The organism is Shewanella sp., assembly GCF_047975355.1.
Lineage (GTDB): Bacteria > Pseudomonadota > Gammaproteobacteria > Enterobacterales > Shewanellaceae > Shewanella.
In genome coordinates this window covers 54,313-78,928 of sequence record NZ_JBKEDJ010000045.1, presented here as the reverse complement: position 1 = coordinate 78,928, position 24,616 = coordinate 54,313, and the positions used below count along the sequence as shown (strand labels likewise).

26 protein-coding genes are annotated in these 24,616 nt (G+C 46.9%); 10 read left to right on the top strand and 16 right to left on the bottom strand.

The features are described from left to right. Nucleotides 1-85 precede the first annotated feature (85 nt). The 9 genes from ACK5NH_RS13520 (at nt 86) to ACK5NH_RS13480 (ending at nt 7,839) form a co-directional block, all read left to right on the top strand. Complete coding sequence (locus ACK5NH_RS13520) at nt 86-490, top strand: ArsC family reductase (protein ID WP_416920849.1); 405 nt, start codon at nt 86-88, stop codon at nt 488-490. Further along, entirely contained in the window at nt 487-1,632 is a 1,146-nt protein-coding gene (dapE, locus tag ACK5NH_RS13515) for a succinyl-diaminopimelate desuccinylase (protein ID WP_416920847.1), read from the top strand. The genes ACK5NH_RS13520 and dapE overlap by 4 nt, the downstream gene beginning before the upstream one ends. After that, nucleotides 1,626-2,438 (top strand): M15 family metallopeptidase, encoded by an 813-nt coding sequence (locus ACK5NH_RS13510; protein ID WP_416920845.1) that lies wholly within the window; start codon nt 1,626-1,628, stop codon nt 2,436-2,438. Before dapE ends, ACK5NH_RS13510 begins: the two co-directional genes overlap by 7 nt. 66 nt (nt 2,439-2,504) lie before the next feature. Next, nucleotides 2,505-3,335 (top strand): alpha/beta fold hydrolase, encoded by an 831-nt coding sequence (locus ACK5NH_RS13505; RefSeq protein ID WP_416920843.1) that lies wholly within the window; start codon nt 2,505-2,507, stop codon nt 3,333-3,335. Between the two features lie 153 nt (nt 3,336-3,488). Beyond that, nucleotides 3,489-4,094, top strand: coding sequence for a carbonate dehydratase (can, locus tag ACK5NH_RS13500; RefSeq protein WP_416920841.1), 606 nt, complete (start codon nt 3,489-3,491; stop codon nt 4,092-4,094). Between the two features lie 382 nt (nt 4,095-4,476). Then, complete coding sequence (kdnA, locus tag ACK5NH_RS13495; RefSeq protein ID WP_011716906.1) at nt 4,477-5,664, top strand: 8-amino-3,8-dideoxy-alpha-D-manno-octulosonate transaminase KdnA; 1,188 nt, start codon at nt 4,477-4,479, stop codon at nt 5,662-5,664. 19 nt (nt 5,665-5,683) lie between these two features. After that, nucleotides 5,684-6,754 (top strand): 3-deoxy-alpha-D-manno-octulosonate 8-oxidase KdnB, encoded by a 1,071-nt coding sequence (gene kdnB / locus ACK5NH_RS13490; RefSeq protein WP_011716905.1) that lies wholly within the window; start codon nt 5,684-5,686, stop codon nt 6,752-6,754. Nucleotides 6,755-6,836: 82 nt separating this feature from the next. After that, nucleotides 6,837-7,574, top strand: a complete 738-nt coding sequence (gene kdsB / locus ACK5NH_RS13485) for an 8-amino-3,8-dideoxy-manno-octulosonate cytidylyltransferase KdsB (protein ID WP_011622622.1) — start codon at nt 6,837-6,839, stop codon at nt 7,572-7,574. Nucleotides 7,575-7,602: 28 nt separating this feature from the next. Next, complete coding sequence (locus ACK5NH_RS13480; RefSeq protein WP_416920838.1) at nt 7,603-7,839, top strand: DUF2897 family protein; 237 nt, start codon at nt 7,603-7,605, stop codon at nt 7,837-7,839. Between the two features lie 381 nt (nt 7,840-8,220). Here ACK5NH_RS13480 and ACK5NH_RS13475 read toward each other — a convergent pair whose 3' ends face one another. The 8 genes from ACK5NH_RS13475 to ACK5NH_RS13440 form a co-directional block, all read right to left on the bottom strand. Then, a complete protein-coding gene (locus ACK5NH_RS13475) occupies nt 8,221-8,793 on the bottom strand; it encodes a hypothetical protein (RefSeq protein ID WP_416920836.1) in 573 nt (190 codons plus the stop codon). Nucleotides 8,794-8,900: 107 nt separating this feature from the next. Continuing rightward, the gene (locus ACK5NH_RS13470; protein WP_416920834.1) at nt 8,901-9,233 is read right to left on the bottom strand and encodes a hypothetical protein; all 333 of its coding nucleotides are present in this window, start codon (nt 9,231-9,233) and stop codon (nt 8,901-8,903) included. A gap of 79 nt (nt 9,234-9,312) precedes the next feature. Next, on the bottom strand, nt 9,313-9,537 hold the full coding sequence (locus tag ACK5NH_RS13465) for a hypothetical protein (protein WP_416920832.1): 225 nt from the start codon (nt 9,535-9,537) through the stop codon (nt 9,313-9,315). An 80-nt stretch (nt 9,538-9,617) separates the two neighbouring features. Further along, nucleotides 9,618-10,343 carry a hypothetical protein gene (locus tag ACK5NH_RS13460; protein WP_416920830.1) on the bottom strand — a complete coding sequence of 242 codons (726 nt, stop codon included), beginning with the start codon at nt 10,341-10,343 and terminating at the stop codon, nt 9,618-9,620. 108 nt (nt 10,344-10,451) lie between these two features. Then, nucleotides 10,452-10,826, bottom strand: a complete 375-nt coding sequence (locus ACK5NH_RS13455) for a hypothetical protein (protein WP_416920828.1) — start codon at nt 10,824-10,826, stop codon at nt 10,452-10,454. 93 nt (nt 10,827-10,919) lie between these two features. Beyond that, a complete protein-coding gene (locus ACK5NH_RS13450) occupies nt 10,920-11,360 on the bottom strand; it encodes a hypothetical protein (RefSeq protein ID WP_416920826.1) in 441 nt (146 codons plus the stop codon). Between the two features lie 189 nt (nt 11,361-11,549). Further along, on the bottom strand, nt 11,550-11,708 hold the full coding sequence (locus ACK5NH_RS13445) for a hypothetical protein (RefSeq protein ID WP_416920824.1): 159 nt from the start codon (nt 11,706-11,708) through the stop codon (nt 11,550-11,552). 183 nt (nt 11,709-11,891) lie between these two features. Further along, complete coding sequence (locus ACK5NH_RS13440) at nt 11,892-12,533, bottom strand: hypothetical protein (RefSeq protein ID WP_416920823.1); 642 nt, start codon at nt 12,531-12,533, stop codon at nt 11,892-11,894. Nucleotides 12,534-12,855: 322 nt separating this feature from the next. Between ACK5NH_RS13440 and ACK5NH_RS13435 the strand changes: the two genes are divergently transcribed. Then, nucleotides 12,856-13,815 carry an integron integrase gene (locus ACK5NH_RS13435; protein WP_416920821.1) on the top strand — a complete coding sequence of 320 codons (960 nt, stop codon included), beginning with the start codon at nt 12,856-12,858 and terminating at the stop codon, nt 13,813-13,815. Between the two features lie 232 nt (nt 13,816-14,047). On the opposite strand, the gene ACK5NH_RS13430 is transcribed toward ACK5NH_RS13435, so the two are convergent. The 8 genes from ACK5NH_RS13430 to ACK5NH_RS13395 form a co-directional block, all read right to left on the bottom strand. Next, nucleotides 14,048-14,635: a cytochrome c3 family protein gene (locus ACK5NH_RS13430; protein ID WP_011626281.1), complete on the bottom strand. Its 588-nt coding sequence runs from the start codon at nt 14,633-14,635 to the stop codon at nt 14,048-14,050. Between the two features lie 8 nt (nt 14,636-14,643). Beyond that, nucleotides 14,644-15,129, bottom strand: a complete 486-nt coding sequence (locus tag ACK5NH_RS13425) for a nitrate reductase cytochrome c-type subunit (protein ID WP_416920818.1) — start codon at nt 15,127-15,129, stop codon at nt 14,644-14,646. 10 nt (nt 15,130-15,139) lie between these two features. Beyond that, the gene (napA, locus tag ACK5NH_RS13420; RefSeq protein WP_416920904.1) at nt 15,140-17,629 is read right to left on the bottom strand and encodes a nitrate reductase catalytic subunit NapA; all 2,490 of its coding nucleotides are present in this window, start codon (nt 17,627-17,629) and stop codon (nt 15,140-15,142) included. 2 nt (nt 17,630-17,631) lie between these two features. Then, nucleotides 17,632-17,889 carry a chaperone NapD gene (locus ACK5NH_RS13415; RefSeq protein ID WP_011622612.1) on the bottom strand — a complete coding sequence of 86 codons (258 nt, stop codon included), beginning with the start codon at nt 17,887-17,889 and terminating at the stop codon, nt 17,632-17,634. Nucleotides 17,890-17,931: 42 nt separating this feature from the next. Beyond that, nucleotides 17,932-18,090 carry a periplasmic nitrate reductase, NapE protein gene (locus ACK5NH_RS13410; RefSeq protein ID WP_416920816.1) on the bottom strand — a complete coding sequence of 53 codons (159 nt, stop codon included), beginning with the start codon at nt 18,088-18,090 and terminating at the stop codon, nt 17,932-17,934. A gap of 743 nt (nt 18,091-18,833) precedes the next feature. Beyond that, nucleotides 18,834-22,709 carry an ATP-dependent RNA helicase HrpA gene (hrpA, locus tag ACK5NH_RS13405; RefSeq protein ID WP_416920814.1) on the bottom strand — a complete coding sequence of 1,292 codons (3,876 nt, stop codon included), beginning with the start codon at nt 22,707-22,709 and terminating at the stop codon, nt 18,834-18,836. A gap of 121 nt (nt 22,710-22,830) precedes the next feature. Continuing rightward, entirely contained in the window at nt 22,831-23,247 is a 417-nt protein-coding gene (locus ACK5NH_RS13400) for a CBS domain-containing protein (RefSeq protein WP_416920812.1), read from the bottom strand. A 253-nt stretch (nt 23,248-23,500) separates the two neighbouring features. Further along, complete coding sequence (locus tag ACK5NH_RS13395) at nt 23,501-24,532, bottom strand: isoaspartyl peptidase/L-asparaginase family protein (protein WP_416920810.1); 1,032 nt, start codon at nt 24,530-24,532, stop codon at nt 23,501-23,503. Nucleotides 24,533-24,616: the final 84 nt, after the last annotated feature.

Genomic DNA, 24,616 nt, shown 5'->3' with positions numbered 1-24,616 from the left:
GCTGTTTGCCCAGCTATTCCTAGCCGTATTCTGAATAGTTACCGCCCACACAACCTTATATCCCCCTTGTGGCATCCAGCGCACAATGCCACAATGCGAGCAAAATCAATGCGTGCCAACGGCGCCCCGCGATAGGAGCATCATCTTGACCCTTTTTGGTATTAAAAATTGCGATACAGTGCGTAAAGCACGTAAATGGATTGAAACCCATCAACTTTCGGTCAACTTCCATGACTTTAGGGAAGATGGATTAGCAGAAAAGGATCTTCAGCATTGGTGTCAAATTGCAGGATGGGAAACCGTCTTTAATAAACGCAGTACCAGTTTTCGCGCCTTGAGTGATGCCGATAAAGCGGATATCGACCAAGCTAAAGCCATTCAACTGATGCTCACCCACCCGACGCTGATCAAGCGTCCTGTGCTCACCGTGGGTGAACAAGTGCTGGTGGGCTTTAACGAAGCCGAATATAAGAAGGCCTTTTCCCTATGACGCACGCTTCGAACACCCACCCAGTTACCGAACTGACTAAAGAGTTAATCGCCCGCCCTTCGGTCACCCCGCTGGATGAAGGCTGCCAAACCCTGATGGCCGAACGCCTCGCCGCCATTGGCTTTAATATTGAGCCCATGGTCTTTGAAGACACCACCAATATGTGGGCGCGTCGCGGTAATGAAGGCCCAGTATTTTGTTTTGCCGGCCATACCGATGTGGTCCCCGCGGGCGATTTGAGCCGCTGGCATACCCCTCCCTTTGAGCCAACCATTATTGACGGTTACCTCTATGGTCGCGGCGCCGCCGACATGAAAGGCTCGTTGGCGGCGATGATCGTTGCGACCGAACGTTTTGTGGCTAAGCACCCCAATCATCCCGGCTCGATTGCGTTTTTGATCACCAGTGATGAAGAAGGCCCCTTTATCAATGGCACCACACGGGTTATCGACACCCTAGAAGCTCGCAATGAAAAAATCACTTGGGCGCTAGTAGGCGAACCCTCATCGACCCTAAAACTCGGTGATGTGGTCAAAAATGGTCGCCGTGGTAGTCTCACCGCCAACTTAACCGTTAAGGGCATTCAGGGCCATGTGGCCTATCCACACCTTGCAGATAACCCAATCCACAAAGCCGCGCCATTTTTAGCCGAGTTAAGCCAAACCCATTGGGATAATGGCAACGAATTCTTCCCGCCCACCAGCATGCAAATCGCCAATATTAACGGCGGCACGGGCGCATCGAACGTGATCCCAGGCGCCTTGGAGGTGATGTTTAACTTCCGTTATTCAACCGAAGTGACCGCCGAGATATTAATCGAGCGCGTAGAAGCCTTATTAACCGCCCACGAACTGGATTATGACATCAGCTGGACCTTCAACGGCCTGCCCTTTTTAACCGGCGAAGGCCCACTGTTAGACGCAACTCGCCATGCGATTCGTCAGGTCACTGGCTATGATACCGATCCGCAAACCACGGGCGGCACCTCAGATGGACGCTTTATTGCGCCAACGGGCGCCAAAGTGTTGGAACTCGGCCCAGTGAACGCCACTATCCATAAAGTGAATGAATGTGTAAAGGTCGATGATCTGGAGCAGTTAGCCCTGTGCTACGAAGTGATTTTGGAACAATTACTGTGTTAAACGCCACGCCACGCTTAGCCAATACTGCCCAGCTCTATGGAATAGAGTGTGGAATAGAGAGCGGAATAGAGAATGGTATAGCAAGCGATTTAGACACGGGCTTAAATACAGACTTATCCGCTGATGTAACACAAGAGTCAGCGGAGAGACTGCAATTAGTCGAACTGCTGAGTCCCCATCACCCGAGCGAAACACGCTTCATGCTGGAGGCTCAAACCGCCCTCGCCTTTAAGGCGATGGCAGACAGCGCCGCCAAAGATGGGATTAAGCTGGCGATTTGCTCGGCCTATCGCCCTTTTGACCGGCAACTCGCCATTTGGAACGCCAAGGCCAGCGGTAAGCGTGCAGTGCTGGATATCAACGAACAGCCCGTGGATATCAGTCCACTGAGCGATGATGAATTAGTCGATTTGATTTTGCTCTGGTCGGCACTGCCTGGCGCGTCACGCCATCACTGGGGCACTGATATCGATGTGTTTGATGCCAAGCAAATCGAGGTAAAATCCCTGCGTTTAGTGGAAGCCGAATACACCGACGGCGGCCCCTGCGCCCACTTGCATCAATGGCTACTCCAGCATGCCAAAACCTTTGGGTTTTATTTTCCCTTTCAGCGCGGTAAAAGCGCCGTCAGCGCCGAGCCTTGGCATATCAGCTATTTCCCTGTGTCTCAAACCCTGTTACCCCAATTTGAGGTGCAGGCCTTAGCGCAGGTTCTCCAGCAGAGCGATATGTTACTAAAAGAAGCGGTGCTCGCCCGTTTACCTGTGCTTGTGGCGGAATATGTACATCGAATTGCAAAGCCTTAAGGTTTAGCAATTCACACAACTTGATGGCGCCTTATACTCGGCGCTCATCTTAAAAAAGTAGGTTTTATGGATTTTTCTTCATACAGAAAACAACTCAACATCGCCGGTAGCCAACTCAGTTACCTCGATATAGGTTCAGGCCCAACGCTGTTATTCGGCCACAGTTACCTCTGGGATAGCGCCATGTGGGCGCCGCAAATTGCCCGCTTAAGTAAACAGTATCGCTGCATCGTGCCGGATCTTTGGGGACACGGCCAATCAGGCGCCGTCCCAGAAAGCTGCAACAGTCTCTTAGACATCAGCGAGCATATGCTGACCCTGATGGACGCCCTTGATATCGAGCAATTTGCGGTGATCGGTTTATCCGTGGGCGCCATGTGGGGCGCCGAGCTAGTGCTTAAAGCACCCTCGCGCGTCAATGCACTGGTGATGCTCGACAGTTTTATTGGGTTTGAGCCAGAGATCACCCGCGCTAAATATTATGGCATGCTGGACATGATCCAAGCAGCCGGCAGCATACCTGCACCACTTATCAGCGCCATTTCGCCACTGTTTTTCGCCGATAATACCAAAGAAAATAATCCCGAATTAGTGCTACGTTTTGAAGCCTACTTGGCAGCCCAAACGCCAGAAACCATCCCTAGCATAGTTAAGCTTGGGCGAATTATTTTTGGCCGCCGCGATACTATGGAGTTTGCCGAGCAATTTACTCTGCCCTGTTTAGTCATGGTCGGGGTCGAAGACAAGGCCCGCAGTGTGCTTGAGAGTTATCTGATGAGTGATGCCATCGATGGCAGTCAATTAGTGCACATTCCCAATGCTGGCCATATTTCCAGTCTGGAACAAGCCGAATTTGTCACTGAACATTTAGGTCAGTTTTTAGCGAACGTGTTGTAACTGTGCACGAACCTGCATGGTGCCACCGCACAGTGGCACATTGGATAGACCAGCAAGCGTAAATTTACTGATATACTCTTGCTAAAAATGTGCTGCTTGCATCACTTAGGGCAATAAAGACATTTTAATATGTCAATAAAACAATAGGTTAAAATGAAACTACTTAAACCCTTATTCGATAACAACCGCCGCTGGGCCGGACGCATTCGCCAAGAGCACCCTGATTTTTTTGAACAACTGGCGAAACAGCAAAACCCTGAATACCTCTGGATTGGTTGTTCCGACAGCCGAGTACCTTCTAACCAAATCATCGATTTAATGCCGGGCGAAGTCTTCGTTCACCGCAATATTGCCAACATGGTGATCCACACCGATCTTAACTGTCTATCAGTACTGCAATACGCTATCGATGTGCTTAAGGTGAAGCATATTATGGTCGTAGGTCATTACGGCTGTGGTGGTGTGCGTGCCGCCATGGGGAATCAACGCTTAGGGCTTATCGACAATTGGCTTGGCCATTTACGCGATGTGTATCGTCTCCATCACGATGAGTTAATGCAGATGGATGAAGCTAAACGTTTTGATCGCCTATGCGAACTTAACGTGGTTGAGCAGGTTTCCAACGTTACCAGCAGCACTATCGTGCAGGAAGCTTGGGCCCGCGGCCAAGAGTTGGCGGTGCATGGCTGGATTTACGGTATAGATAACGGCCTATTGACCGATCTTGATGTGACTGTCGATCGCGCGCAAAAGCTCTAATCTTGCCTCAGTATCAAAGCGCGATTCGCGCTGGGTTTACCCATCAAAACCTGCCCCGTGCAGGTTTTTGTTTTGATGCATGCAACATCAATGGCAATCCATAGCTAAAACCAAATCTGCAAGCAAGATTGACCTAATGAAAATAAGCATCTGTTTTATTCCACACTTATCCCACTGACTCTTCCACTAAATCGAGCTTTACGGGCTAGCAAGCACGAACACATGCAATAACACAGTGTTAAGTGAGCAAAATCTAAGCTCGAAACGTCAACATGACCTTATTTTCATCAATAAAACATCGCAAGGGATCTTTAGCCCAGTTATAATCCGCCAGTTAATTGCAGCGCGACCATGCGCCACAAATTCTAAGGAGATACCTTCCATGCCCGGTTTTGAATTATTTGGTCCAGAAGAAAAGCAAGAAGTCGCCGATGTGATGGAGCACGGCTTTACCTTCCGTTATAACTTCGACCATATGCGTAATGATCGCTGGAAGACTCGCGATATGGAGCAACTGCTCTGCGAGAAAATGAATGTTAAGCATGCTCACCTCTTATCTAGCGGTACTGCTGCGCTGCAAACAGCCTTAATGGCGGCAGGCATTGGTGCTGGCGACGAAGTTATCGTGCCACCTTTTACCTTTGTTGCTTCTGTAGAAGCGATTTTCATGGCTGGTGCTGTGCCAATTTTTGCCGAAATCGACGAGACACTGTGTCTATCACCAGAAGGTATTGAAGCGGCGATCACCCCACGTACTAAAGCGGTGAACTTAGTACACATGTGTGGCTCTATGGCCAAGATGGACGAAATCAAAGCCGTCTGCGCTAAGCACAACATCGTATTGTTAGAAGATGCTTGCCAAGCCATTGGCGGTAGCTACAAGGGCCAAGCCCTAGGCACTATCGGTGATGTCGGTTGTTACTCTTTCGATTCTGTTAAAACCATTACCTGTGGTGAAGGCGGCGCGGTGATCACCAATAACACCGAAATTTACGATCACGCCCATATGTTCTCCGATCACGGCCATGACCATATTGGTAAAGACCGTGGCGCCGAGTCACACCCAATTATGGGTCTGAACTTCCGTATCTCTGAAATGAACGCGGCCTTAGGTTTGGCCCAATTACGTAAACTCGATACCATTATCGACATTCAACGTAAAAACAAAAAAGTCATTAAAGAAGCGATGGCGAGCATTCCTGAAGTCAGCTTCCGCGAAATCCCCGATCCAGAGGGTGATTCAGCGGGCTTCTTAAGCTTTATGTTACCAACAGAAGCGCGTACCCAAGAGATCAGCAAAAAACTGGCTGAGAATGGCGTTGACGGTTGCTTCTACTGGTACGTGAACAACTGGCATTATCTGAAAAACTGGAAACACATTCAGGAGCTTAAGGCCCCTGCTGCGTTGCCAATCACATTAATCGCCGACAGACCTGACTATACTCAAATTTCTGTGCCGAAATCTGATGCCATTATGAGCCGCACTATTTCCATGCTCATTAAATTGTCTTGGACCGATGCTCAGATTGCCGAGCGTATTGAAAACATTAAGAAAGCATTTGCCCAATAATTAAACGGGAGTTTTTGCAATGAGTTTTAAAAATTTTAAAGTAGTTGAAAAGATGATCTTCGGTCGTGGCTCCTTCGCACAATTAGACGAAGTATTAGCTGCACAGCGTAAGGCCGACGATGACTTCGTGGTATTTTTAGTCGATGACGTTCACCAAGGCAAACCACTCGAAGCACGCATCCCAGTGAAAGCCCAAGACTTACTGATTTGGGTTAACGTAGATGATGAGCCAAGCACAGTGCAAATCGACACCCTGACCGAACAAGTGCAAGCCTTCAACGGCAAACAACCGGTTAGCGTAGTGGGTCTAGGTGGCGGTTCAACCATGGACGTCGCAAAAGCGGTATCGCTGATGCTGACCAACCCAGGCGGCTCTGCCATGTACCAAGGTTGGGATTTAATCAAAAACCCAGCGGTTCACCACATTGGTATTCCAACGATTTCAGGTACCGGTGCTGAAGCGTCACGCACAGCAGTATTGTGTGGTCCAGTGCGTAAACTGGGTCTGAACTCAGATTACACAGTGTTCGACCAAATCATCATGGACTCTGAGTTAATCGAAGGTGTTGAAACTGACCAATGGTTCTACACAGGTATGGATTGCTATATCCACTGCGTTGAATCATTAGAAGGTACCTTCTTAAACGAATTCTCTAAGTCATACGCCGAAAAAGCCATGGAGCTTTGCCGCCAAGTGTACTTAGAAGATCACCCAGAAAAAGACGACAAGCTGATGATGGCGTCATTTATGGGTGGCATGAGTATCGCTTACAGCCAAGTGGGTGCATGCCACGCGGTATCTTATGGTCTGTCTTACATCCTCGGCTACCACCATGGTATCGGTAACTGTATCGCCTTCGACGTGTTAGAAGAATTCTACCCAGAAGGTGTGGCTGAATTCCGTCTGATGATGAAGAAGCACAACATCACTCTGCCGAAGAACATCTGTAAAGATCTGCCAGATGAAACCATCGCGAAAATGGTTGCCGTGACTAAGAGCATGGGGCCATTATGGGCAAACGTGTACGGCCCAACATGGGAAGAGAAAGTCACTGACGAAATGTTGACTGCTCTGTTCCGTCGCATTTAAGCTCTCAAGCAGATGACAAGGGCTCGTTGTGAGCCCTTTTGTCTATCTACACTGCATATCTTTGATAAATTAGGATAATTTAATGAATGTGACTCTGTTAATCCCGGCGCGTTACGGTTCAAGCCGCTTCCCGGGCAAGCCCTTAGCCCCGATTAACGGCAAGCCGATGATCCAACACGTGTACGAACGCGCGTCGTTAGCCAAAGGCCTCACCAATATTTATGTTGCAACCGATGATGAGCGCATCAAAAGCGCTGTTGAAGGCTTCGGTGGTAAAGTGGTCATGACCAGCCCTGATGCAGCATCGGGCACAGACCGTATCAATGATGCGATTAACCAATTAGGTTTGAAGGATGACGATTTAGTCATCAACCTTCAAGGCGACCAACCGCTAATCGACCCGACTTCCATCGAGCAAGTGATCAGCCTCTTCGAACGCCATCCAGGCGAGTTTGAAATGGCGACCCTCGGCTATGAAATTGTCAACAAAGCCGAACTTGACGACCCTATGCATGTGAAGATGGTGTTCGATAACGACTATTACGCGCTGTATTTCTCCCGCGCACGTATTCCCTTCGGCCGCGATACCAAAGATTATCCAGTTTACAAGCACTTAGGCGTGTATGCTTACACCCGCAGATTCGTGCAAGCCTTCGCCGCCCTCCCCTTAGGTCGCCTCGAAGATCTGGAAAAATTAGAGCAGCTACGTGCCTTAGAACATGGCCATAAGATCAAAGTCGCCATCAGCGCCTTCGACTCTATCGAAGTTGACACGCCGGAAGATATTCGTAAGTGTGAACAACGTTTAGCCGTTGATTAATCAGGGCGTTGCTCAATAAGGAGTTGTCATGTCGAGCTTAGAAGTGTGGATCATTATTATTTTGGTGGTCGGAGTGATTGCCAGCAATCTTGCCGCACTGAAATACAGTGCCAAATTCAAACTGCCACAGTTTGGTCAGCACGATAAAGAGAAACAGTTGAAGACCGATAATCGAGCGAATTCCTCACCCGAGGCAGATAATTCTGCGGATGTGGCGAATGAGAATGGCGATAAATCAACCCAAGTTGAGCAGGATAAACGCTAAGCGAGCTGTTTTACTCCCCAGATTTATTCCTCAAAAAAGGCGCACTAGCGCCTTTTTTGTGGGAGAGAAATAACGTTTCGGCCTAGCTTGGCGTATACCCCCAATCTTTCACAGCAAAGATGAAGCATTGAATAATAAAGATTTATACTCGCCACTAAAATGCGTTGGATAAGAACGTGCCTCACGTATTCAAGTGTCATACAAGCCGAAGCAAGAGCGCGTGGAAAGGGACAAAAGCGTATCGGGACGTCAGCTGTATCAGGTGAATTTAGGGTAAAAATGTCTATGGGTTAACGCCCGCGTCACGGGCCGAGGTATTTGGCGCTAAATTTGCGCCAGCAAATTTGGTGACAAATGCCGAAGGTCACATGCACGCGCTTGTTAGCTTATTCCTTCCCAGCCATCTTTACCATGACAATACAATTCAATTCTAGTGTTTGATTCCCAGCTATCAGGATGAGGTACAAATGCAAGAAAGTAGTTATCCCCATCTTCTGGAACAGCCTTACTTAATATTAAAAGTGCCCACTCTTTGATCTGACTACTTTGGGGAAGTATTAATAGCTTGTTTTTTGAGCGCGCCATTACCAATTTACTAAAATCGATTATCGATGCACGGCTATCATTCTTTTGAAATTCGCTTTCAATAGCCCACTCCATGCTCTCAACACACGATAGCTGTTTATGGCCTGATGCCGAAGATAAAGTCATTACTTTCACGACACTGATATCAAAAAGCAATTCGTTTAGTTTAAATTCACCTCTGTTATGAGAATAATCTGCTGAAAAAACTCGGTATTCTGTCTTCTGATAGTCATTTCGAAATGAATCTGCAAGGTGTTTAACCCAAGCTTTACTTCTAGCAGAATGAAGAAATCTTGGTTTTGAATAACTAGAGCTTAAAGATTCCTGCAGCGCTTTATTTAATGAATTCTCTAATCTTTCTAAAAGCATCGTTCTATCCGATAAGCTAACGCATTACTAATGGGCTGCCGCAGCGTAGCGTAGGCAGTCCCGTGGAGGCCACGCTGTTTGTGGCCGGAACGAAATTTAGTAACTTGTTATATGCCGATAAGCGAAGGATCATGCCATACATCCTCAACACCAGTAGCAACCAAAAACCTATATCCAGAAGGCAAGCCAAGATACTGTTCAATTTCCGGTAAGTACTTACTGATGTGACTTACGTGCAGAGGTTTAAAGAAATCTGCATCATCACTAAGTTCTTCACCACACCAAATATACCAACCACAAGTTCCATTTTCAGCTATGTGGCGCAGACCATTGATAGGAAATTTACCGATAGTTTCAATCGCAATACCTAGCTTATCGCCGCTGTTACAAGGCGCAAATTCCGCTTCAAATTTAGCGCAGATAGCTTGCTGGCTAACCATAACTTTCCTTAGGCATATAACGTTCGGTTCAACCGCAGTTTGTAAGCGCGAAGCGCTGGAGCGGCGTTGCAACCGCTTGTTATGGATGGTGAATTTCACTTTCCCTGACCTCAATGTCCCCATTTTTTTCTGTTTCTACAACGTAAGGTGGGTTAGGCTCAAATTTAATTACAGACACAACAGACCCAGATAGACCGGCGTGGCGTCCAGATGCAATCACGACATAGTCATTCATTGAAAATTTCACACCTGCAATCTGTTCACCACCAAGCCATCTATTATGAAGATCACGTGCTACGTTCATGCATTACTCCATAACGCCGCCAGCAGGGGCAGACAAAGCGCGCAGCGGTTTGGCTGTCCCTCTGGCTGGCTTTGTTATGGTTACGTTGTCTTGTACACATACCAATTTCCAACGATATGCTCAATATAGATATAATTATCGTCTGACATTTTTGGCACTTCGGTTCCAGTTGGCACAAACAAATACCCAACTGAATTATCCAGAATCCCACCTATGTTGACGTCAACGATGCCGCTGGTTGACTCATAGCCTACAAAATTAAGATTTAAATGTTTGGCGGATTCAGTAGCCTTTTCCTGGCTTGTTTTAGCCTCCAAGGCTATCGTATTTAGGCTATCAATATTTTTATGCAAGAATTCTTTAAGCTCGGAATCTAATTGCAAAGTAAGTAGCATATTCTGATATTGATGCTCCTCTTCTTTTGTTCGATTGGCTTTGATTTGTACCTCTTGCAAAACCATAAAGAACAAACCTGGTAATGCTAGATTCCTGACTGCTGAAATTTTCCATTTGTTTTGGTCATTTACTAAATAGATATACCAGTCTTGAGATCTACCATCTTTTGAGAGCAATACAGCATAAATCTCTCTTTGAGGATTTTTTTCAAGCGCTCTCAGGCTAACCTCGATACCTTTGGGCAAAGTCTCGCCCAAAGTGGGTCTATCCAGATAATGTTCCAACATTTCACCGGCATATACTTCTCTTTTATTTTTAATGCCATCTTGGCCAAAAAATTGTTTCACGAGTCTAGACTCGCCTGCTAACACAGCCAAAGGTAAAAACAAGAGAGCAATTAAAATTCGCACGAAACTTCCTTAGTAACCATAACGCCCTAATAATGGGCAAAAAATTGTTGGCTAAAATGTTGAGGAACGAAAACAGCCAACTGTTTTTTGTCCTTATTAATTAGCTTGTTAGGTATTTTTATACCACGACTCTGGGTATTTAAACAGAAATACATAATCAAATGCCTGCTTTACATTAAACCTACCTGAAAGCACTGCAAAAAATGAAAAGATTAATGCAACTAATACAGCGCCAAAATAAACAGCAAAAGCGAAACTTACGATCATTACGACTAAACCAGTAAATACAACACCAGAAGCCATTTGACGGAGTGGAACACTAGTATCTAAGTTAAGTACAGCGAACAAGTTTTCAAATTGCCACGAAAAGAAAGCTAGCCCCAGAGCGCAGCCAATTGCACCAACATAAGATGTAATTTTGTAATATTTAGGCTGGAGGTTTCTTTGATTTTGGATCGCCTGAACTAAAAATTTAATGACCAACTCCAGAAATACCTAACGATTAAGCTAACGGGCAGACAAAAGCGTAGCTTTTGGCTGTCCAGCGAACGAAGTGAGCGGCAGTTGAGCGCATTGTTAGGCGCTAATTGCCACGATTTCATTGATTGCGCCTTTGATCATTGCTTCAGATTCTGGAAAAGACTTGACCCCTTCATTGCATAAATAGATTTCGTCCGAAATCCAATGAAGTAATTCGCGAGGACGATCTTTCGCGATTAGAGCTAATTTATAACATTGAAGCCCAAACTCGTTTAGGTCGATTTCTTTTTTATAAAGCTTTTCTGAAATCATCTGTGCCAACTGCGAGCACTCAAGTACACCCATTTCGTTGCGAACGATATCTAGTTCCCGGGGGCTTTCGGGTATTTCTCCTAAAGCAATATCTATGATGAAGCTAGGAGGTTCGTTTGTATTCAGTATTTTTTCATCCGCCCATGCAGCTAATTCGTCTAGAGACATTACCCCTATACGGTTCGCAAGGATCATTAGTCTGGATTCGCAGATGAGCGTATTCATAGTGCCTAACGTTTGGTTAAGGGGCGGGCTTTAGCCCGTCCCAGCGAGCGGAGCGAGCGATTTGAACCACTAGTTAGATGCCACTTAACTCGGTTCATAAACTACTTCAAATTCAGGGCCAAGCTCTGCCTGAAGTTCCGATAAGAAAGTAAGTGCTTCGGCCTCAAACTTTGCATATTCATCGGTGCTTCAAGGGCCTGGGTCGGGTGGATATTCCCAATTTAAGGCGGTGTCGTGCCATTGCGATAATGCATTTAACCGTTCGAGCATTGCATTGCTTAGGGGTAATTTGTCTTCCACTGGGCCGACATCAAATTCTTTTAGTGCGGCTTCATTTCCACACCACAAAGAGCCTCCGCCCCATTCGAACATTAGTCTGATGTGGAAAACGCCGGACATTGATGTGGCCTCTAACGCCCGCCTAAGGGGCTGACAACGCATTACCACAAAACTCAAACACAACAACTGCAACCACAGCGGCTCATTGGGACTGGAAACGCCACGCGTTGACAGTCCCTCTTGAGGCGTTTGTTATGATTTTGAACCAGTGAACGTTATCAGAGTATTTCCACTCAGTGAACTTCCACTCCAATCTATAACGCCTTGCTTCTTGAAGTGGAACAATTTTCCAACGATTGAATCTTCCTCGACAGAAAGATGATCGCACAATGAAGTTAATGTAATCTTTCTTCCCATATTGGCAAACCTCGTAATAGTTTCTAATAACTGTACTGAGCCTTGTTCACTCTCATATGAAACGGAATTGTGCAAAGCTTTACCAACCAGTTCCTCTATTTTACTTTCAATATTTGGAATATTCTGTCCCTTTAGCTTTTTGGACAATTCTGCGTTAATTTCCTTTGTTAGGTCTTCTCTTAATTTGTTAATTCTATCTTCTTCTTTGCTCAAAACAGAATCAGAGTTCCATACATGCTGCCTCATATCATTCATCGTATCCTTAACCATAGAAAATGTATCAGAATACAATTTATCAAACAGCATCTCTAAGCGCTCAGTGGCATTAGATATGTTATTTGAAGACTGTTCTAGTTTTTCAGAACTTCTTGCTGACATTTTGTAAAACTGCACAGATAACCAAATAGCAAAACCACCGATAATCAATGAGACCAAAGAAGATACAATTGAAAAGATTTCTAACCAACTAATTGTCACGTATATACTCCAATAAAAATCATAACATTTTATTAGTGCGCATGCGCGTTTACCTCGTTGGACCAGTGAAAACGCGCACAGTTAACTACTTGTATTGCAAATAACTTATCAGCTTCTCTTCAAATATACTATCTGGAAAAATGCGCATGCGCGTTTTCCAAACCTATTATCTCAAACCGCAAACACATAACATATTGATATAAAATAATTATATGAATTAGCACACGTGCAAACGCGCAAAATTTTTTCACTATTTTCCTTGATATCCGGGAATCTTAAATAATACTGTATAAAATAACAGTATTTAAGAGCAAGGGTTATCATGAGTCTAAAAAGCCCATTTCTAAGCGGCCTTCAAGAAGAAATGCGTATGCGTGGTTACAGTATTAGAACGGAAAAAACCTATCTGTATTGGATCAAGGCCTTTATTAACTTTCACGACAAGCGTCACCCTGAAACAATGGGAACGAAAGAAGTGACACAATTTTTAACCTTCCTTGGCAATCAACGAAATGTGGCCATCAACACACAAAAAATTGCACTTAACGCATTAGCCTATTTGTATCAGAAACATTTGCACCATGAGCTTGGGGATTTAGGTTTTTGCTATGCCACTAAACAGAGACATTTACCGACTGTGTTATCCCCATCAGAAATCTCACTAATACTAAATGAACTTGTTGGCCGCGATAGGCTAATAATAGAACTACTCTATGGTAGTGGACTAAGAGTTTCAGAATGCCTCAGGTTACGTATCCAAGATATTGATATTGAGAGAGCTTCGCTGACCGTTAGAGACGGTAAAGGACATAAAGATAGGCAAACCATCCTCAGCCATAGATGCGCAGAAAAGCTCACTACATATATTGAAAAGGCTATTAAAATTCAACAGAATGACAACCTACAAGGGATAGGTCCATCTCTGCCAAATGCATTAGAACGCAAGTATCCCAATGCGTTTAGGCAACACGGGTGGATGTTTATTTTCCCTTCCAGCACAACCTGTATCAATCCTTATACAGGAACACTTTGCAGGCATCATTTACATCAAAGTGTTATTCGTAAAGCGCTCGGGAATGCCGTGCATAATATTCAAATGAATAAACGCGTCACCTGCCATACGTTTAGGCATAGCTTCGCAACCCATTTGCTTCAAGCTGGTCGTGATATAAGAAGTGTTCAAGAGTTACTGGGCCACAACGACGTTAGTACCACACAAATCTATACACATGTACTTGGCCAACATTTTGCGGGGACAACTAGCCCGTTAGACACATTATAAATGTCATAATCCTTTCGAAACTCAGTAGCATTACTAAAATTTGGTCTACTTACAGCTTGCAGAGTTAATTGTCAGTAGTCCCCTAATAACGCGCAATGGGGCTGAAGCGAGTCAGAAAAAGCGATAGCGAACTCAATCCCGCCTTATGCCACATACGATTTATCTACGCCATAAAAAAGGCCAAGTGTGGAGAGCACTTGGCCTTTGGCTGGAGATGGTATGTGAGTCGAGTTTAGAAGCCTTCAACCCCGGCCATATCGGGAAGATGGTGAGCAATCCCTTTATGGCAATCGATACAGGTTTTCTCACCACTGGCCAAGGATGTCGAGTGCATCTGGGCGGCGCGTGGCGACTGTCTAGTAAAGTCCATATAGGTAAAGTTATGGCAGTTACGGCACTCAAGCGAGTCGTTTGCCTTTAACCGCTCCCATTCATGTTCGGCCAGCTCGCGACGTTTGTTCTCAAACTTTTCGCGGGTATTGATGGTACCAAACACTTTACCCCACACTTCTTTCGATGCCTGCATCTTACGGGCAATCTTATCGGTCCAGTTGTGCGGCACGTGGCAGTCAGGACAAGTCGCACGCACACCACTGCGGTTCGTGAAATGGATAGTCGACTGTAACTCTTGATAGACGTTATTTTCCATTTCATGGCAACCGATACAGAAGGCTTCTTTGTTGGTAGCTTCAAGCGCGGTGTTAAAGCCCCCCCAGAAGATCACCCCCGCCACAAAACCACCTAAGGTTAAAAACCCTAAACTGTAATGCACACTCGGACGATTGAGAACTTGCCAGATCTTTTTAAGTTTATCTAACATGCTGACTCCTAGTGTTTTTTCTGCTCAGTGTTGGCTTTAATCAGATGATCCATATCCACAAAGTCGTTTTCGACCAGTAATTTGGCATCCAGTTGCGGCACATGGCACTGAGTGCAGAAGTAACGTCTTGGCGAAAGCTCGGCTAAGAAGTTGTTATCCCTATCCATATAGTGAGTCACGCTGACCATAGGCGCCTGGGAGTCCCCCGTGCGGTGTCTGGCATGGCAGGACATACACTTGTTGACCTTAAGATCGAGCTGATAGCCGTCGATCTTGTGCGGGATCACCGGTGGCTGCATCGGATAGTTACGCATCTCTTTGATATCTTTGTTCAGAACCGCCTGCATCGCGGGTGGCGTTGGCTCAACGTTGATTGGCGCCTGACGTAAGGTATCGATCTTATCCTCAGGAATGTTCGCCGCAGTCACGCTTGTCATCATCAGGGTGGAGAAGGCAAGCGCACTAAATGCTGAGACTAATTTGAATGTTTTCATCCTGTACTCCTTATACCTTGACGATTTTCACGGCGCATTTCTTAAAGTCGGTTTGTTTTGACAGTGGATCTGTCGCATCCAAGGTGACTTTATTAATGAGCTGACTGGCATCGAACCAAGGTACAAATACTAGGCCCACAGGCGGCTTGTTACGGCCACGGGTTTCGACTCGCGTCTTGATTTCACCACGGCGTGATATCACTCGAACCTCATCACCACGGCGTAATCCGCGTTTTTTCGCATCTTCTGGGTGCATAAAACACACGGCATCAGGGAAGGCACGATAAAGCTCAGGGACACGCTGCGTCATCGAACCTGAATGCCAATGTTCGAGCACACGGCCTGTCGATAGCCAAATATCGAACTCTTCATCCGGAGACTCCGCTGGCGGCTCATAGGGCAAGGCAAAGATCACCGCGCGACCATCGGGCTTACCGTAGAACTCGAAGCCTGTGCCAGCTTTGACATAGGGATCACTCCCCTCACGGAAACGCCATTTGGTTTCTTTACCATCGACCACTGGCCAGCGAAGACCATGGGCTTCATGGTAAGCCTCGAAGGGTGCTAAATCGTGGCCATGGCCGCGGCCGAAGGTCGCGTATTCTTCAAACAGGCCTTTTTGGACGTAGAAGCCAAAATGTTTCGCTTCGTTGTTCAAATACTTAGGATCGGTATCTGTCAGTGGGAACTTATCCACATTGCCGTTTTGGTACAGCACTTCAAATAAGGTTTTGCCCTTAAATTGTGGGTTAGCCTCTAACACTTCCTTCGACCAAACTTCGTCTGTGGTGAAGCGCTTAGAGAACTCCATCAACTGCCACAGATCCGAGTGGGATTCGCCCGGCGCCTGTACCATCTGGTGCCAGAACTGAGTACGACGCTCGGCATTACCATAGGCGCCCTCTTTTTCGACCCACATGGCAGTCGGCAGAATTAAATCCGCAGCTTGGGTCGTGACCGTTGGGTACGCATCGGATACCACAATAAAGTTGGCGGGATTTCGATAGCCAGGTAAACCTTCCTCATTGATGTTCGGGCCTGCCTGCATATTGTTGTTCACTTGCACCCAGTAGCAGTTCAAGTCGCCATCTTTTAAGCGGCGGTTTTGTTCTACGGCGTGATAACCGGGTTTTGGCGGAATAATGCCACTTGGGATCTTCCAAATTTCTTCGGCGTGTTTTCTATGCTCAGGGTTAGTCACCACCATGTCGGCGGGTAGACGGTGGGAGAAAGTCCCCACTTCACGGGCCGTACCACAGGCTGAAGGTTGACCGGTTAACGAGAACGGGCTGTTACCGGGAGTCGAAATCTTACCAGTCAGTAAGTGGATGTTATAAATAAGGTTATTACACCACACGCCGCGGGTATGTTGGTTAAAGCCCATGGTCCAGAACGAGGTGACCTTGGTATTAGGATCGGCATAGAGTTTGGCCAATTCAATCAATTTAGCCTCAGGCACACCCGACATCTTACTGACCTTCTCCACCGTATATTCGGCGACAAAGGCCTTGAAGGTATCGAAATCAATCGGAGTAGAATCCCCTGCCGTTTTCACATTTTTGGCTTTCTGCTCTAATGGGTGGGTTGGACGTAAACCATAGCCAATATCCGTAGTACCTTGGTGGAAGTTAACGTGCTTCTTCACAAAGTCCCAGTTTACTTTATCGTTTTGAATGATGTAGTTAGCGATAAAGTTAAGGATGGCTAAGTCGGTTTGCGGCGTGAACACCATCGGGATATCCGCTAAATCGAATGAACGGTGCTCGAAGGTAGAAAGCACGGCCACTTTTACATGGGGTGCACTCAGACGACGGTCAGTAACACGCGTCCAAAGGATGGGGTGCATTTCAGCCATATTCGAGCCCCAAAGCACAAAGGCATCGGCCGCTTCCATATCATCGTAACAACCCATAGGTTCATCAATACCGAAGGTACGCATAAAGCCCACTACGGCAGACGCCATACAGTGGCGCGCATTCGGATCAATGTTGTTAGAGCCAAAGCCCGCCTTCATCAGTTTAACCGCGGCGTAGCCTTCCCAAACGGTCCACTGGCCCGAGCCAAACATACCAACGGCGGTTGGGCCTTTGGCTTTTAGGGTTTCTTTCCATTTTTGCGCCATGATGTCGAAGGCGCTATCCCAGCTAATGGGAGTAAATTCACCGTGTTTGTCGTATTTGCCGTTGGTCATTCTGAGCATTGGTGTGGTCAAACGATCGCTGCCGTACATAATTTTCGACAGGAAGTATCCCTTAATACAGTTAAGGCCGCGGTTCACTTCGCTGTTGGCATCCCCATGGGTGGCAACCACTTTGCCATCACGGGTCGCAACAATCACAGAACACCCCGTACCGCAGAAACGGCAAGGCGCTTTATTCCACTCTAATTTGGTTTGCTCTGAGCTGGTGATTAAGTTGCTCGCCGATGCCGGCAGCGCTAAACCTGCGGCACCCGCCGCTGCAATCACCGCATTTGCTTTGATAAAGTCACGTCTATTCATGTTCATTCTTCACCCTCTTCGAGCTCTTCACTCTGGTGGTAAACCATAGTGGCGGACAAGACGCCAGGAATGGCATTTATCTGTTCGATACCGTCCATCAAGGCACGTTGGGAGTCACCTTCAAGTACGACAACGAGTTTCACTTCGTTATTGACAGAGAGTTCGGCATTTTCAATCGTCATAATGTGTTGCCTAACATCCGCCATTTTATGTGGCATGACTTGCACCACCAGACTCGTGATATGAAGCTCTTTGCTCATCCGACACTCCGTTTTATTCTGTTGTTATTATTCTGTACTGACTCAACCTGCCCCCGGTGGGCCAGTGAAGATTTGACTAAACCATATGGCGAATCCCAACCCGCTTACCATCAACACGGATAAGAGGGGGGCGAGAAATACGGTTAAAAAGATAAAGATCTTCAGTTCTAAGGATTTTTCTGCTGCGCTGTTAGCACTCATGCGTCCTCCAAGAGGTTCGTTCCTGCAATGTAGACTCTGACCAAGGCAGGATTTATAGGTATTTCTATTGCATCTTTGATCGACAAAATGATCATAGCGTTAAGGTGTTAACAAACTGTATACCTCCAAATCGGTAAACCCTTGGATGCTTGATCCAGATCATCAATTTGACGATAGATTTAGTTAGATCATGGTTTTTAAGCGTTTTTTTAGATTGTAAAACGATTGATTGGTTATGTTTTTTTATTAACCAATTACTAAAGCATGGGAAAATGATAGGTACTACGCAAGCTGAAAGGGTATTTTTTAAACAAAATATACCTTAAGGAGTACAAAGGGGTAGGTAAAAGGAGTATAGGAAAGACCCTAACATCAAGTAAATCGACCTAATGCATCGAGCAAGTGGCTATTTTCGTCATGATAAGTTCAGTCAAACTACAGTCAAATCCCCTATTTCATTTGCTCGATAACCAGTCCAATCTTAAGTCGTTAAACGCGCAATTGTGCCAAACTGTTTGGCAAAGAATTTGTATATGCCCATTAGGCTAAGCGGTCTTTTAATCGTGCCGTGGTGAATAATCATCACCGCCAAAGCGTTTGATCGCAAATAGGTTTTACTGAGTGAAAGCTGCGAAAAACACAGCTAATAAACCGAACCCTAAGGTTCGGCTTTTGATTTTACAGATGAAATGTAACGCTCAACTTATTGAATCAACTCATTCAATCAGTATCACGTCTACGCATTAGCTCAGCATAATATGGTTTAAGATGCGTTTTTCCGAGATGGGATAAGCCGTTCCCAGCGCCTGGGCAAAGCAAGACACACGGTATTCTTCAATCATCCACCGCGCTTCAATAAGTGCCGCAGGCACGGGCTGTGAGCGTGACACCTTAGCAAGCTGCGCCGCTAAAGCCTCCTGCACTTTAGTGAGACTCTGCATGTGCAAGCGGTCACGTGTCGGGTCTACAGGTAATTTATCGATGCGGATTTCAATCGCTTTTAAGTAACGCGCCACATCGGCTAAACGCTTCCAACCGCAGGCTTCGACAAACCCCTTGAACACTAATTGATCTAATTGGCTTTGAATATCACTCATCGCAAAAGCGATATCTAAGCTAATTTTACCCTTAGTCCGCTTTTTAATGCCTTGATAAAGCGTCAGGATTTGTTCCACCTTAAGCGCAATTTGCTCGGCTGTAGGGTTCAGCTCTTGGCGCACCCAATCCTTGGCTTGCTCGAACTGAGCGGCATCGCGCACATCCAGCGCCTTTTCATCAAGCAATTGCTGCACCGCTGCGGCAATAATGTCATCAATTAAAATTTGCACTTGGCCAAATGGATTGAAATACATCGCCAGTTTGGCCTTGTTGGGCAGTGCCTGTTGCAGGTGTTTTACGGGTGAAGGTATGTTGAGTAACAACAAGCGACGTAGACCTTGACGATGCGCTGCCTGTGCCTCAAATTCATCATCAAATAATTTGATGGCAACTGAATCTTTATCGTCAATCAATGCGGGGAAAGCCCGCACTTGATAGTTACCCTTACGCTGCTCAAATTGCTTAGGTAAGTCGCCGAAGGACCACTCGATGAGCGCTTCCTTTTCAATCCCCTTATCCGCCACTTGACGAATCGCCTTCGCGACCACGCCCTGTAACTCGGCCTTCAAGGTATCGAGTACCCGCCCCTGTGCCACTAATTTGCCCTTGTCGTCCTCAATCTTAAAGTTCATCTGCAAATGCGCTGGCATCTGCGAAACATCAAAATCTTCGGGATTGACGCGGGTGCCACTCATACGCAGCAGCTGTTTGCACATGGCGTCGAGTAAACTGGTGCTAAAGGGCTGCATCGCCTGCACGCAGGCACGGGCATAATCGGGCGCAGGCACAAAGTTACGTCTCAGCCCCTTTGGCAGGGATTTAATTAGCGCGACGCATTTCTCCTCACGCATTCCCGCCACCAGCCAATCGAAATCGGTATCATCGATTTGATTAAGTAGCGCCACCGGAATATGCACAGAGACGCCATCATCACTCGCAGCTGGATCAAAGTGATAACTCAGTTGTAGGCGAATATTGCCCTTGTGCCAAGTATCGAGGAAATCGAGCGCCGATATGTGATCGGCACTGCGCTGCATGAGCAGTGACTTATTAAAATCGAGCAGATCGGGTTGAGTTCGGCGCGCTTCCTTCCACCAGCTAAAGAACTTAGGCGCGTTATAGATACCTTCGGGGATACGCGGCTCATAAAAGTCCATCAACACTTGTTCATCGACTAAAATATCGCGGCGACGGGACTTGTGCTCGAGTGCTTCGACGTCTTCCAATAACTTTTGGTTAGCGATAAAAAAGGCTTCTTTGGTCTGTAATTGCCCTTCGGCGAGCGCGCTACGGATAAATATTTCCCGCGCTTCAACAGGATTAATCGGCCCGTATTGCACGCGGCGGCGATGCACTACGGTCAAACCGTAGAGTACTTGGTTTTCAAAGGCAATCACACTGCCCTGTTTCGCCTCAAAATGCGGCTCTAGGTGATTCTTCTTAATCAGATGCGCCGCTAACGGCTCGAGCCACTCTGGCTCAATTTTGGCGCAACAACGAGCAAACAGCTTAGAGGTTTCGGTCAACTCCGCCGCCATAATCCATTTAGGGCCTTTTTTCGCCAGCGGTGAACCTGGGAACACAAAAAACTTACGATTGCGCGCGCCTAAGTATTCGTTGTTATTGTCCTTAAAGCCGATATGGCTGAGCAGACCCGATAACAGCGCACGGTGTAGCGCATCGTAGTTGGCTGGTGTGTCGTTTAAGCGCCACTTTAAATCGTGAACCGCTTGTTTTAGCTGAGTATATAAATCCTGCCATTCGCGCACACGCAGGTAGGCTAAGTACTCGTCGCGGCATTTTTTACGGAACTGGCTCGCGGATAATTCCTTTTGCTGCTCTTTTAAGTGCTGCCATAGATTCACCCAGCTAACAAAATCTGAATGGGGGTCGGCAAAACGGCGATGGGCCTCATCGGACGCCTGCTTTTTATCCATGGGACGCTCGCGGGGATCTTGAATCGACAGACCCGCGGCGATCACTAGCACTTCCTGCAAACAGCCCAGCTGATGACTCTCCACCACCATACGCGCTAAACGCGGATCCACCGGGATCTGCGATAGCTGACGCCCAAGCGGCGTTAACACTACATTGCCCTTCTGCTGCTTAACGGCTTGTAATTCCTCAAGCAATAAGAAGCCATCACGAATATGACGCGGATCGGGCGGCTCAATAAAGGGGAAAGCTGCAATATCGCCAAGGCCGATGGCGAGCATCTGTAAAATCACCGAGGCTAAGTTTGTGCGTAGGATTTCGGGATCGGTAAACGCGGGACGACTGTTAAAATCTGCCTCATCGTATAAACGAATACAAATACCCGGGCCAACACGGCCGCAGCGGCCTTGACGCTGATTGGCACTGGCCTGTGAAATCGGCTCGATCGGCAAGCGCTGCACCTTAGTGCGATAACTGTAACGGCTGATCCGCGCTGTCCCTGGGTCAATCACATAACGTATACCAGGGACTGTCAGCGACGTTTCCGCTACGTTCGTCGCAAGCACGATGCGACGCCCAGTATGGCTGCTAAACACCTTAGACTGCTCACCGTAGGAGAGGCGCGCATACAGCGGCAAAATCTCGGTATCGCGGTAATTGCGACGATTTAACTGCTCGGCGGTATCGCGAATTTCGCGCTCGCCGTTCATAAAGATCAGAATATCGCCCAAGCCTTCGGCGACTAACTCATCGACGGCGGCAAAAATCCCTTCGATTTGGTCGAGATCCGCTTCGGTATCTTGCACCAGCGGGCGATAACGGGTTTCCACCGGATACGTCCGGCCAGAGACTTCGATAATAGGTGCATTATTGAAATGCTTAGAAAAACGCTCAACATCGATAGTCGCCGAGGTGATGATGATCTTAAGATCGGGGCGTTTTTTCAGAATTTGCTTGAGGTAACCCAAGATAAAATCGATGTTGAGGCTGCGCTCGTGCGCCTCGTCGATGATGATAGTATCATATTGATCTAAATAACGATCCGAGGTGAGCTCCGCCAGTAAAATCCCGTCAGTCATCAGCTTGATATAGGATTCACTCTTTAAGGCATCGGCAAAACGCACCTTAAAGCCCACCACTTCGCCGAGCGGACTTTGTAATTCTTCGGCAACACGTGTCGCCACGCTGCGTGCCGCTAAACGGCGCGGCTGGGTATGGCCAATAAACCCGCGGCTACCTAAGCCTAGTTCTAAACAGATTTTGGGGAGCTGAGTGGTTTTACCCGAACCAGTTTCACCCGCAATGATCACCACTTGGTGTTCACTGATGGCTTTAGCGATCTCTTCGCGCATGCCGCTAACGGGCAAATTATCTGAGTATTGGATTTTCGGGCGCGCCTTAAGACGCTGCTCGACCTTTTCGAACGCTGCTTGCGCCTGTTCGGCAAGTTTGGCTAACTCTTGGTTTTTCTTATCAGAATCGGCTTCTTTATTGAGCTTAAATAAACGGCGGCGGATCCGCGAGGCATCACTTTGAAAGCACTGCTTGAGAAAGTCGCTCGATAGCGGATGTTTGTCAGAGTTCAAAACCAAATTCCATTGCTAGCATCAAAAATGGCGATCCTAGCAAGGAACGTGGTTTATTGGTATGGCTAATTTTCCGAAAACCGCGGTAAATCGCTGGAAAATCAGCTCCCGAAATAACAGCTTAGGCGGGTGCCAGATAACACTGCTGCATATACACATTCATGGCTCGCAGCACATTGGTGCGATTAATAGTGCCAACGACTTTACCCTGCTCTACCACGGGATAAATCTTAGGTTTAGGTCCAAGCATTTGCTCTGCTAATTGCAAAATACTGTCGTCGGGACCGACAAACAGCACTTCGGTGCGCATACAGTCTTTAACGACTGAGGTCATATCACAGTGATAACTGCTCTTTAGCATCACGGCTAAGCAATCCTGCTGGGATAAAAAGCCCACCAAATTGCCACTATCATCTACAACAGCGGCCCCCATCTTGTTATTGTCTAACAGTTTTTCAACCGCAGTAGCCAGCGACATATTGGCGCGCAGCAGCACGGGCTGACGGTCCATATGGTCGCGTATTTTTATAGAATCCATAGCAATCTCCCCAATCTTTCCTTTAACCAACTCTACACACCTACGCTTTGAGTCTAGTCAAAATCTCGCAAGAGGTAAGCGATTAATATCGATTGTGCTTATCTATTGGCTATCGGGATGGAAATTTGGCGGACAAAAAGTGCGATTAAATGGGGTTAAGCTGGGTCTACAAACGCCATTTGGAATGGAGAAACTTTGAGGATATTTGCCTTAGCGCTCGTTTATCCTGCGCTAAGGCAATAACACTTAGGGTCTATTGATCCTGCCAAATCATCACTTGGGCAGGCTCGCCATTGCTACGGGTGGCACGGTACATACCTTCGGTATTAAATGGCGTGGCAATATTGCCCCTGTGGTCGACCGCAATCACACCGCCAGTGCCGCCAGCGGTGATAAGACGTTGATTAATCACCTCATCCGCCGCTTGAATAATGGATTTTTGCTGGTATTTCACCTTAGCGCAGATATCGCCCGCCACTTGGTAGCGAATAAAGAACTCACCGTGTCCCGTGGCCGACACGGCGCAAACGCCGTTTTCCGCATAGGTACCCGCCCCAATCACAGGCGAATCCCCAATCCGACCAAAGCGCTTGGCCGTCATGCCGCCGGTAGAAGTGCCCGCCGCTAAGTTGCCGTTTTTATCTAAAGCGACAGCGCCGACGGTGCCAAATTTATAATCGAGATCTGTCATTTCAACACCTGCAATTTGCTCTGACTTTTCAGCCGCCTGCAGCTTTTGTCTAGCATCGAGTAATTGCTGGTAACGGGCATCGCTATCGAAATGGCTGTTAGGCACCAGCTTAAAGCCTTGGGTCAAGGCAAACTCTTCTGCACCAGCGCCCGCGAGCATCACATGCTCAGACTTATTCATCACGGCTAAGGCCAAATCGATGGGATTAGCAATATGGCGCACACCAGCTACCGCGCCAGCGTTCATAGTTTTACCATCCATAATCGAAGCATCTAACTCGTGGCCGCCATCATAGGTGTAAACCGAACCGACACCGGCGTTAAACAGCGGGCTATTTTCCAATACATTGATAGCGGTTTGCACCGCAACTAAGCTATCACCGCCTTGTTCGAGCACTTTTGAGCCTTTATCGACGGCTTCTTTGAGCTTGTCTTTGTAGGCCTGACGCAGCTCAGGAGTGAGGTTGGCCTTAGAAATGGTGCCAGCGCCACCGTGGATCGCAATGGCAAAAGGTTTTTCATTCGCATGGGTATTTTGTGACATAAAAAGTGCACTCGAGAGAATTAAACTAGAGGTGGCTAATTTTATTTTCATTATTTACATCCCCTTAAACAGTAAAGTCCTTTGTAACCATTTCAATGACTAATTTCAATCATCTCCTTGCCTGTTACGCCTATT

Bases quoted from the DNA above. Each gene is read 5' to 3' on its own strand.
- ACK5NH_RS13520 (WP_416920849.1), top strand. From the start codon at position 86: ATGCCACAATGCGAGCAAAATCAATGCGTGCCAACGGCGCCCCGCGAT.
- dapE (WP_416920847.1), top strand. From the start codon at position 487: ATGACGCACGCTTCGAACACCCACCCAGTTACCGAACTGACTAAAGAG.
- ACK5NH_RS13505 (WP_416920843.1), top strand. From the start codon at position 2,505: ATGGATTTTTCTTCATACAGAAAACAACTCAACATCGCCGGTAGCCAA.
- can (WP_416920841.1), top strand. From the start codon at position 3,489: ATGAAACTACTTAAACCCTTATTCGATAACAACCGCCGCTGGGCCGGA.
- kdnA (WP_011716906.1), top strand. From the start codon at position 4,477: ATGCCCGGTTTTGAATTATTTGGTCCAGAAGAAAAGCAAGAAGTCGCC.
- kdnB (WP_011716905.1), top strand. From the start codon at position 5,684: ATGAGTTTTAAAAATTTTAAAGTAGTTGAAAAGATGATCTTCGGTCGT.
- kdsB (WP_011622622.1), top strand. From the start codon at position 6,837: ATGAATGTGACTCTGTTAATCCCGGCGCGTTACGGTTCAAGCCGCTTC.
- ACK5NH_RS13480 (WP_416920838.1), top strand. From the start codon at position 7,603: ATGTCGAGCTTAGAAGTGTGGATCATTATTATTTTGGTGGTCGGAGTG.
- ACK5NH_RS13475 (WP_416920836.1), bottom strand. From the start codon at position 8,793: ATGCTTTTAGAAAGATTAGAGAATTCATTAAATAAAGCGCTGCAGGAA.
- ACK5NH_RS13470 (WP_416920834.1), bottom strand. From the start codon at position 9,233: ATGGTTAGCCAGCAAGCTATCTGCGCTAAATTTGAAGCGGAATTTGCG.
- ACK5NH_RS13465 (WP_416920832.1), bottom strand. From the start codon at position 9,537: ATGAACGTAGCACGTGATCTTCATAATAGATGGCTTGGTGGTGAACAG.
- ACK5NH_RS13450 (WP_416920826.1), bottom strand. From the start codon at position 11,360: ATGAATACGCTCATCTGCGAATCCAGACTAATGATCCTTGCGAACCGT.
- ACK5NH_RS13435 (WP_416920821.1), top strand. From the start codon at position 12,856: ATGAGTCTAAAAAGCCCATTTCTAAGCGGCCTTCAAGAAGAAATGCGT.
- ACK5NH_RS13430 (WP_011626281.1), bottom strand. From the start codon at position 14,635: ATGTTAGATAAACTTAAAAAGATCTGGCAAGTTCTCAATCGTCCGAGT.
- ACK5NH_RS13425 (WP_416920818.1), bottom strand. From the start codon at position 15,129: ATGAAAACATTCAAATTAGTCTCAGCATTTAGTGCGCTTGCCTTCTCC.
- napA (WP_416920904.1), bottom strand. From the start codon at position 17,629: ATGAATAGACGTGACTTTATCAAAGCAAATGCGGTGATTGCAGCGGCG.
- ACK5NH_RS13415 (WP_011622612.1), bottom strand. From the start codon at position 17,889: ATGAGCAAAGAGCTTCATATCACGAGTCTGGTGGTGCAAGTCATGCCA.
- ACK5NH_RS13410 (WP_416920816.1), bottom strand. From the start codon at position 18,090: ATGAGTGCTAACAGCGCAGCAGAAAAATCCTTAGAACTGAAGATCTTT.
- ACK5NH_RS13400 (WP_416920812.1), bottom strand. From the start codon at position 23,247: ATGGATTCTATAAAAATACGCGACCATATGGACCGTCAGCCCGTGCTG.
- ACK5NH_RS13395 (WP_416920810.1), bottom strand. From the start codon at position 24,532: ATGAAAATAAAATTAGCCACCTCTAGTTTAATTCTCTCGAGTGCACTT.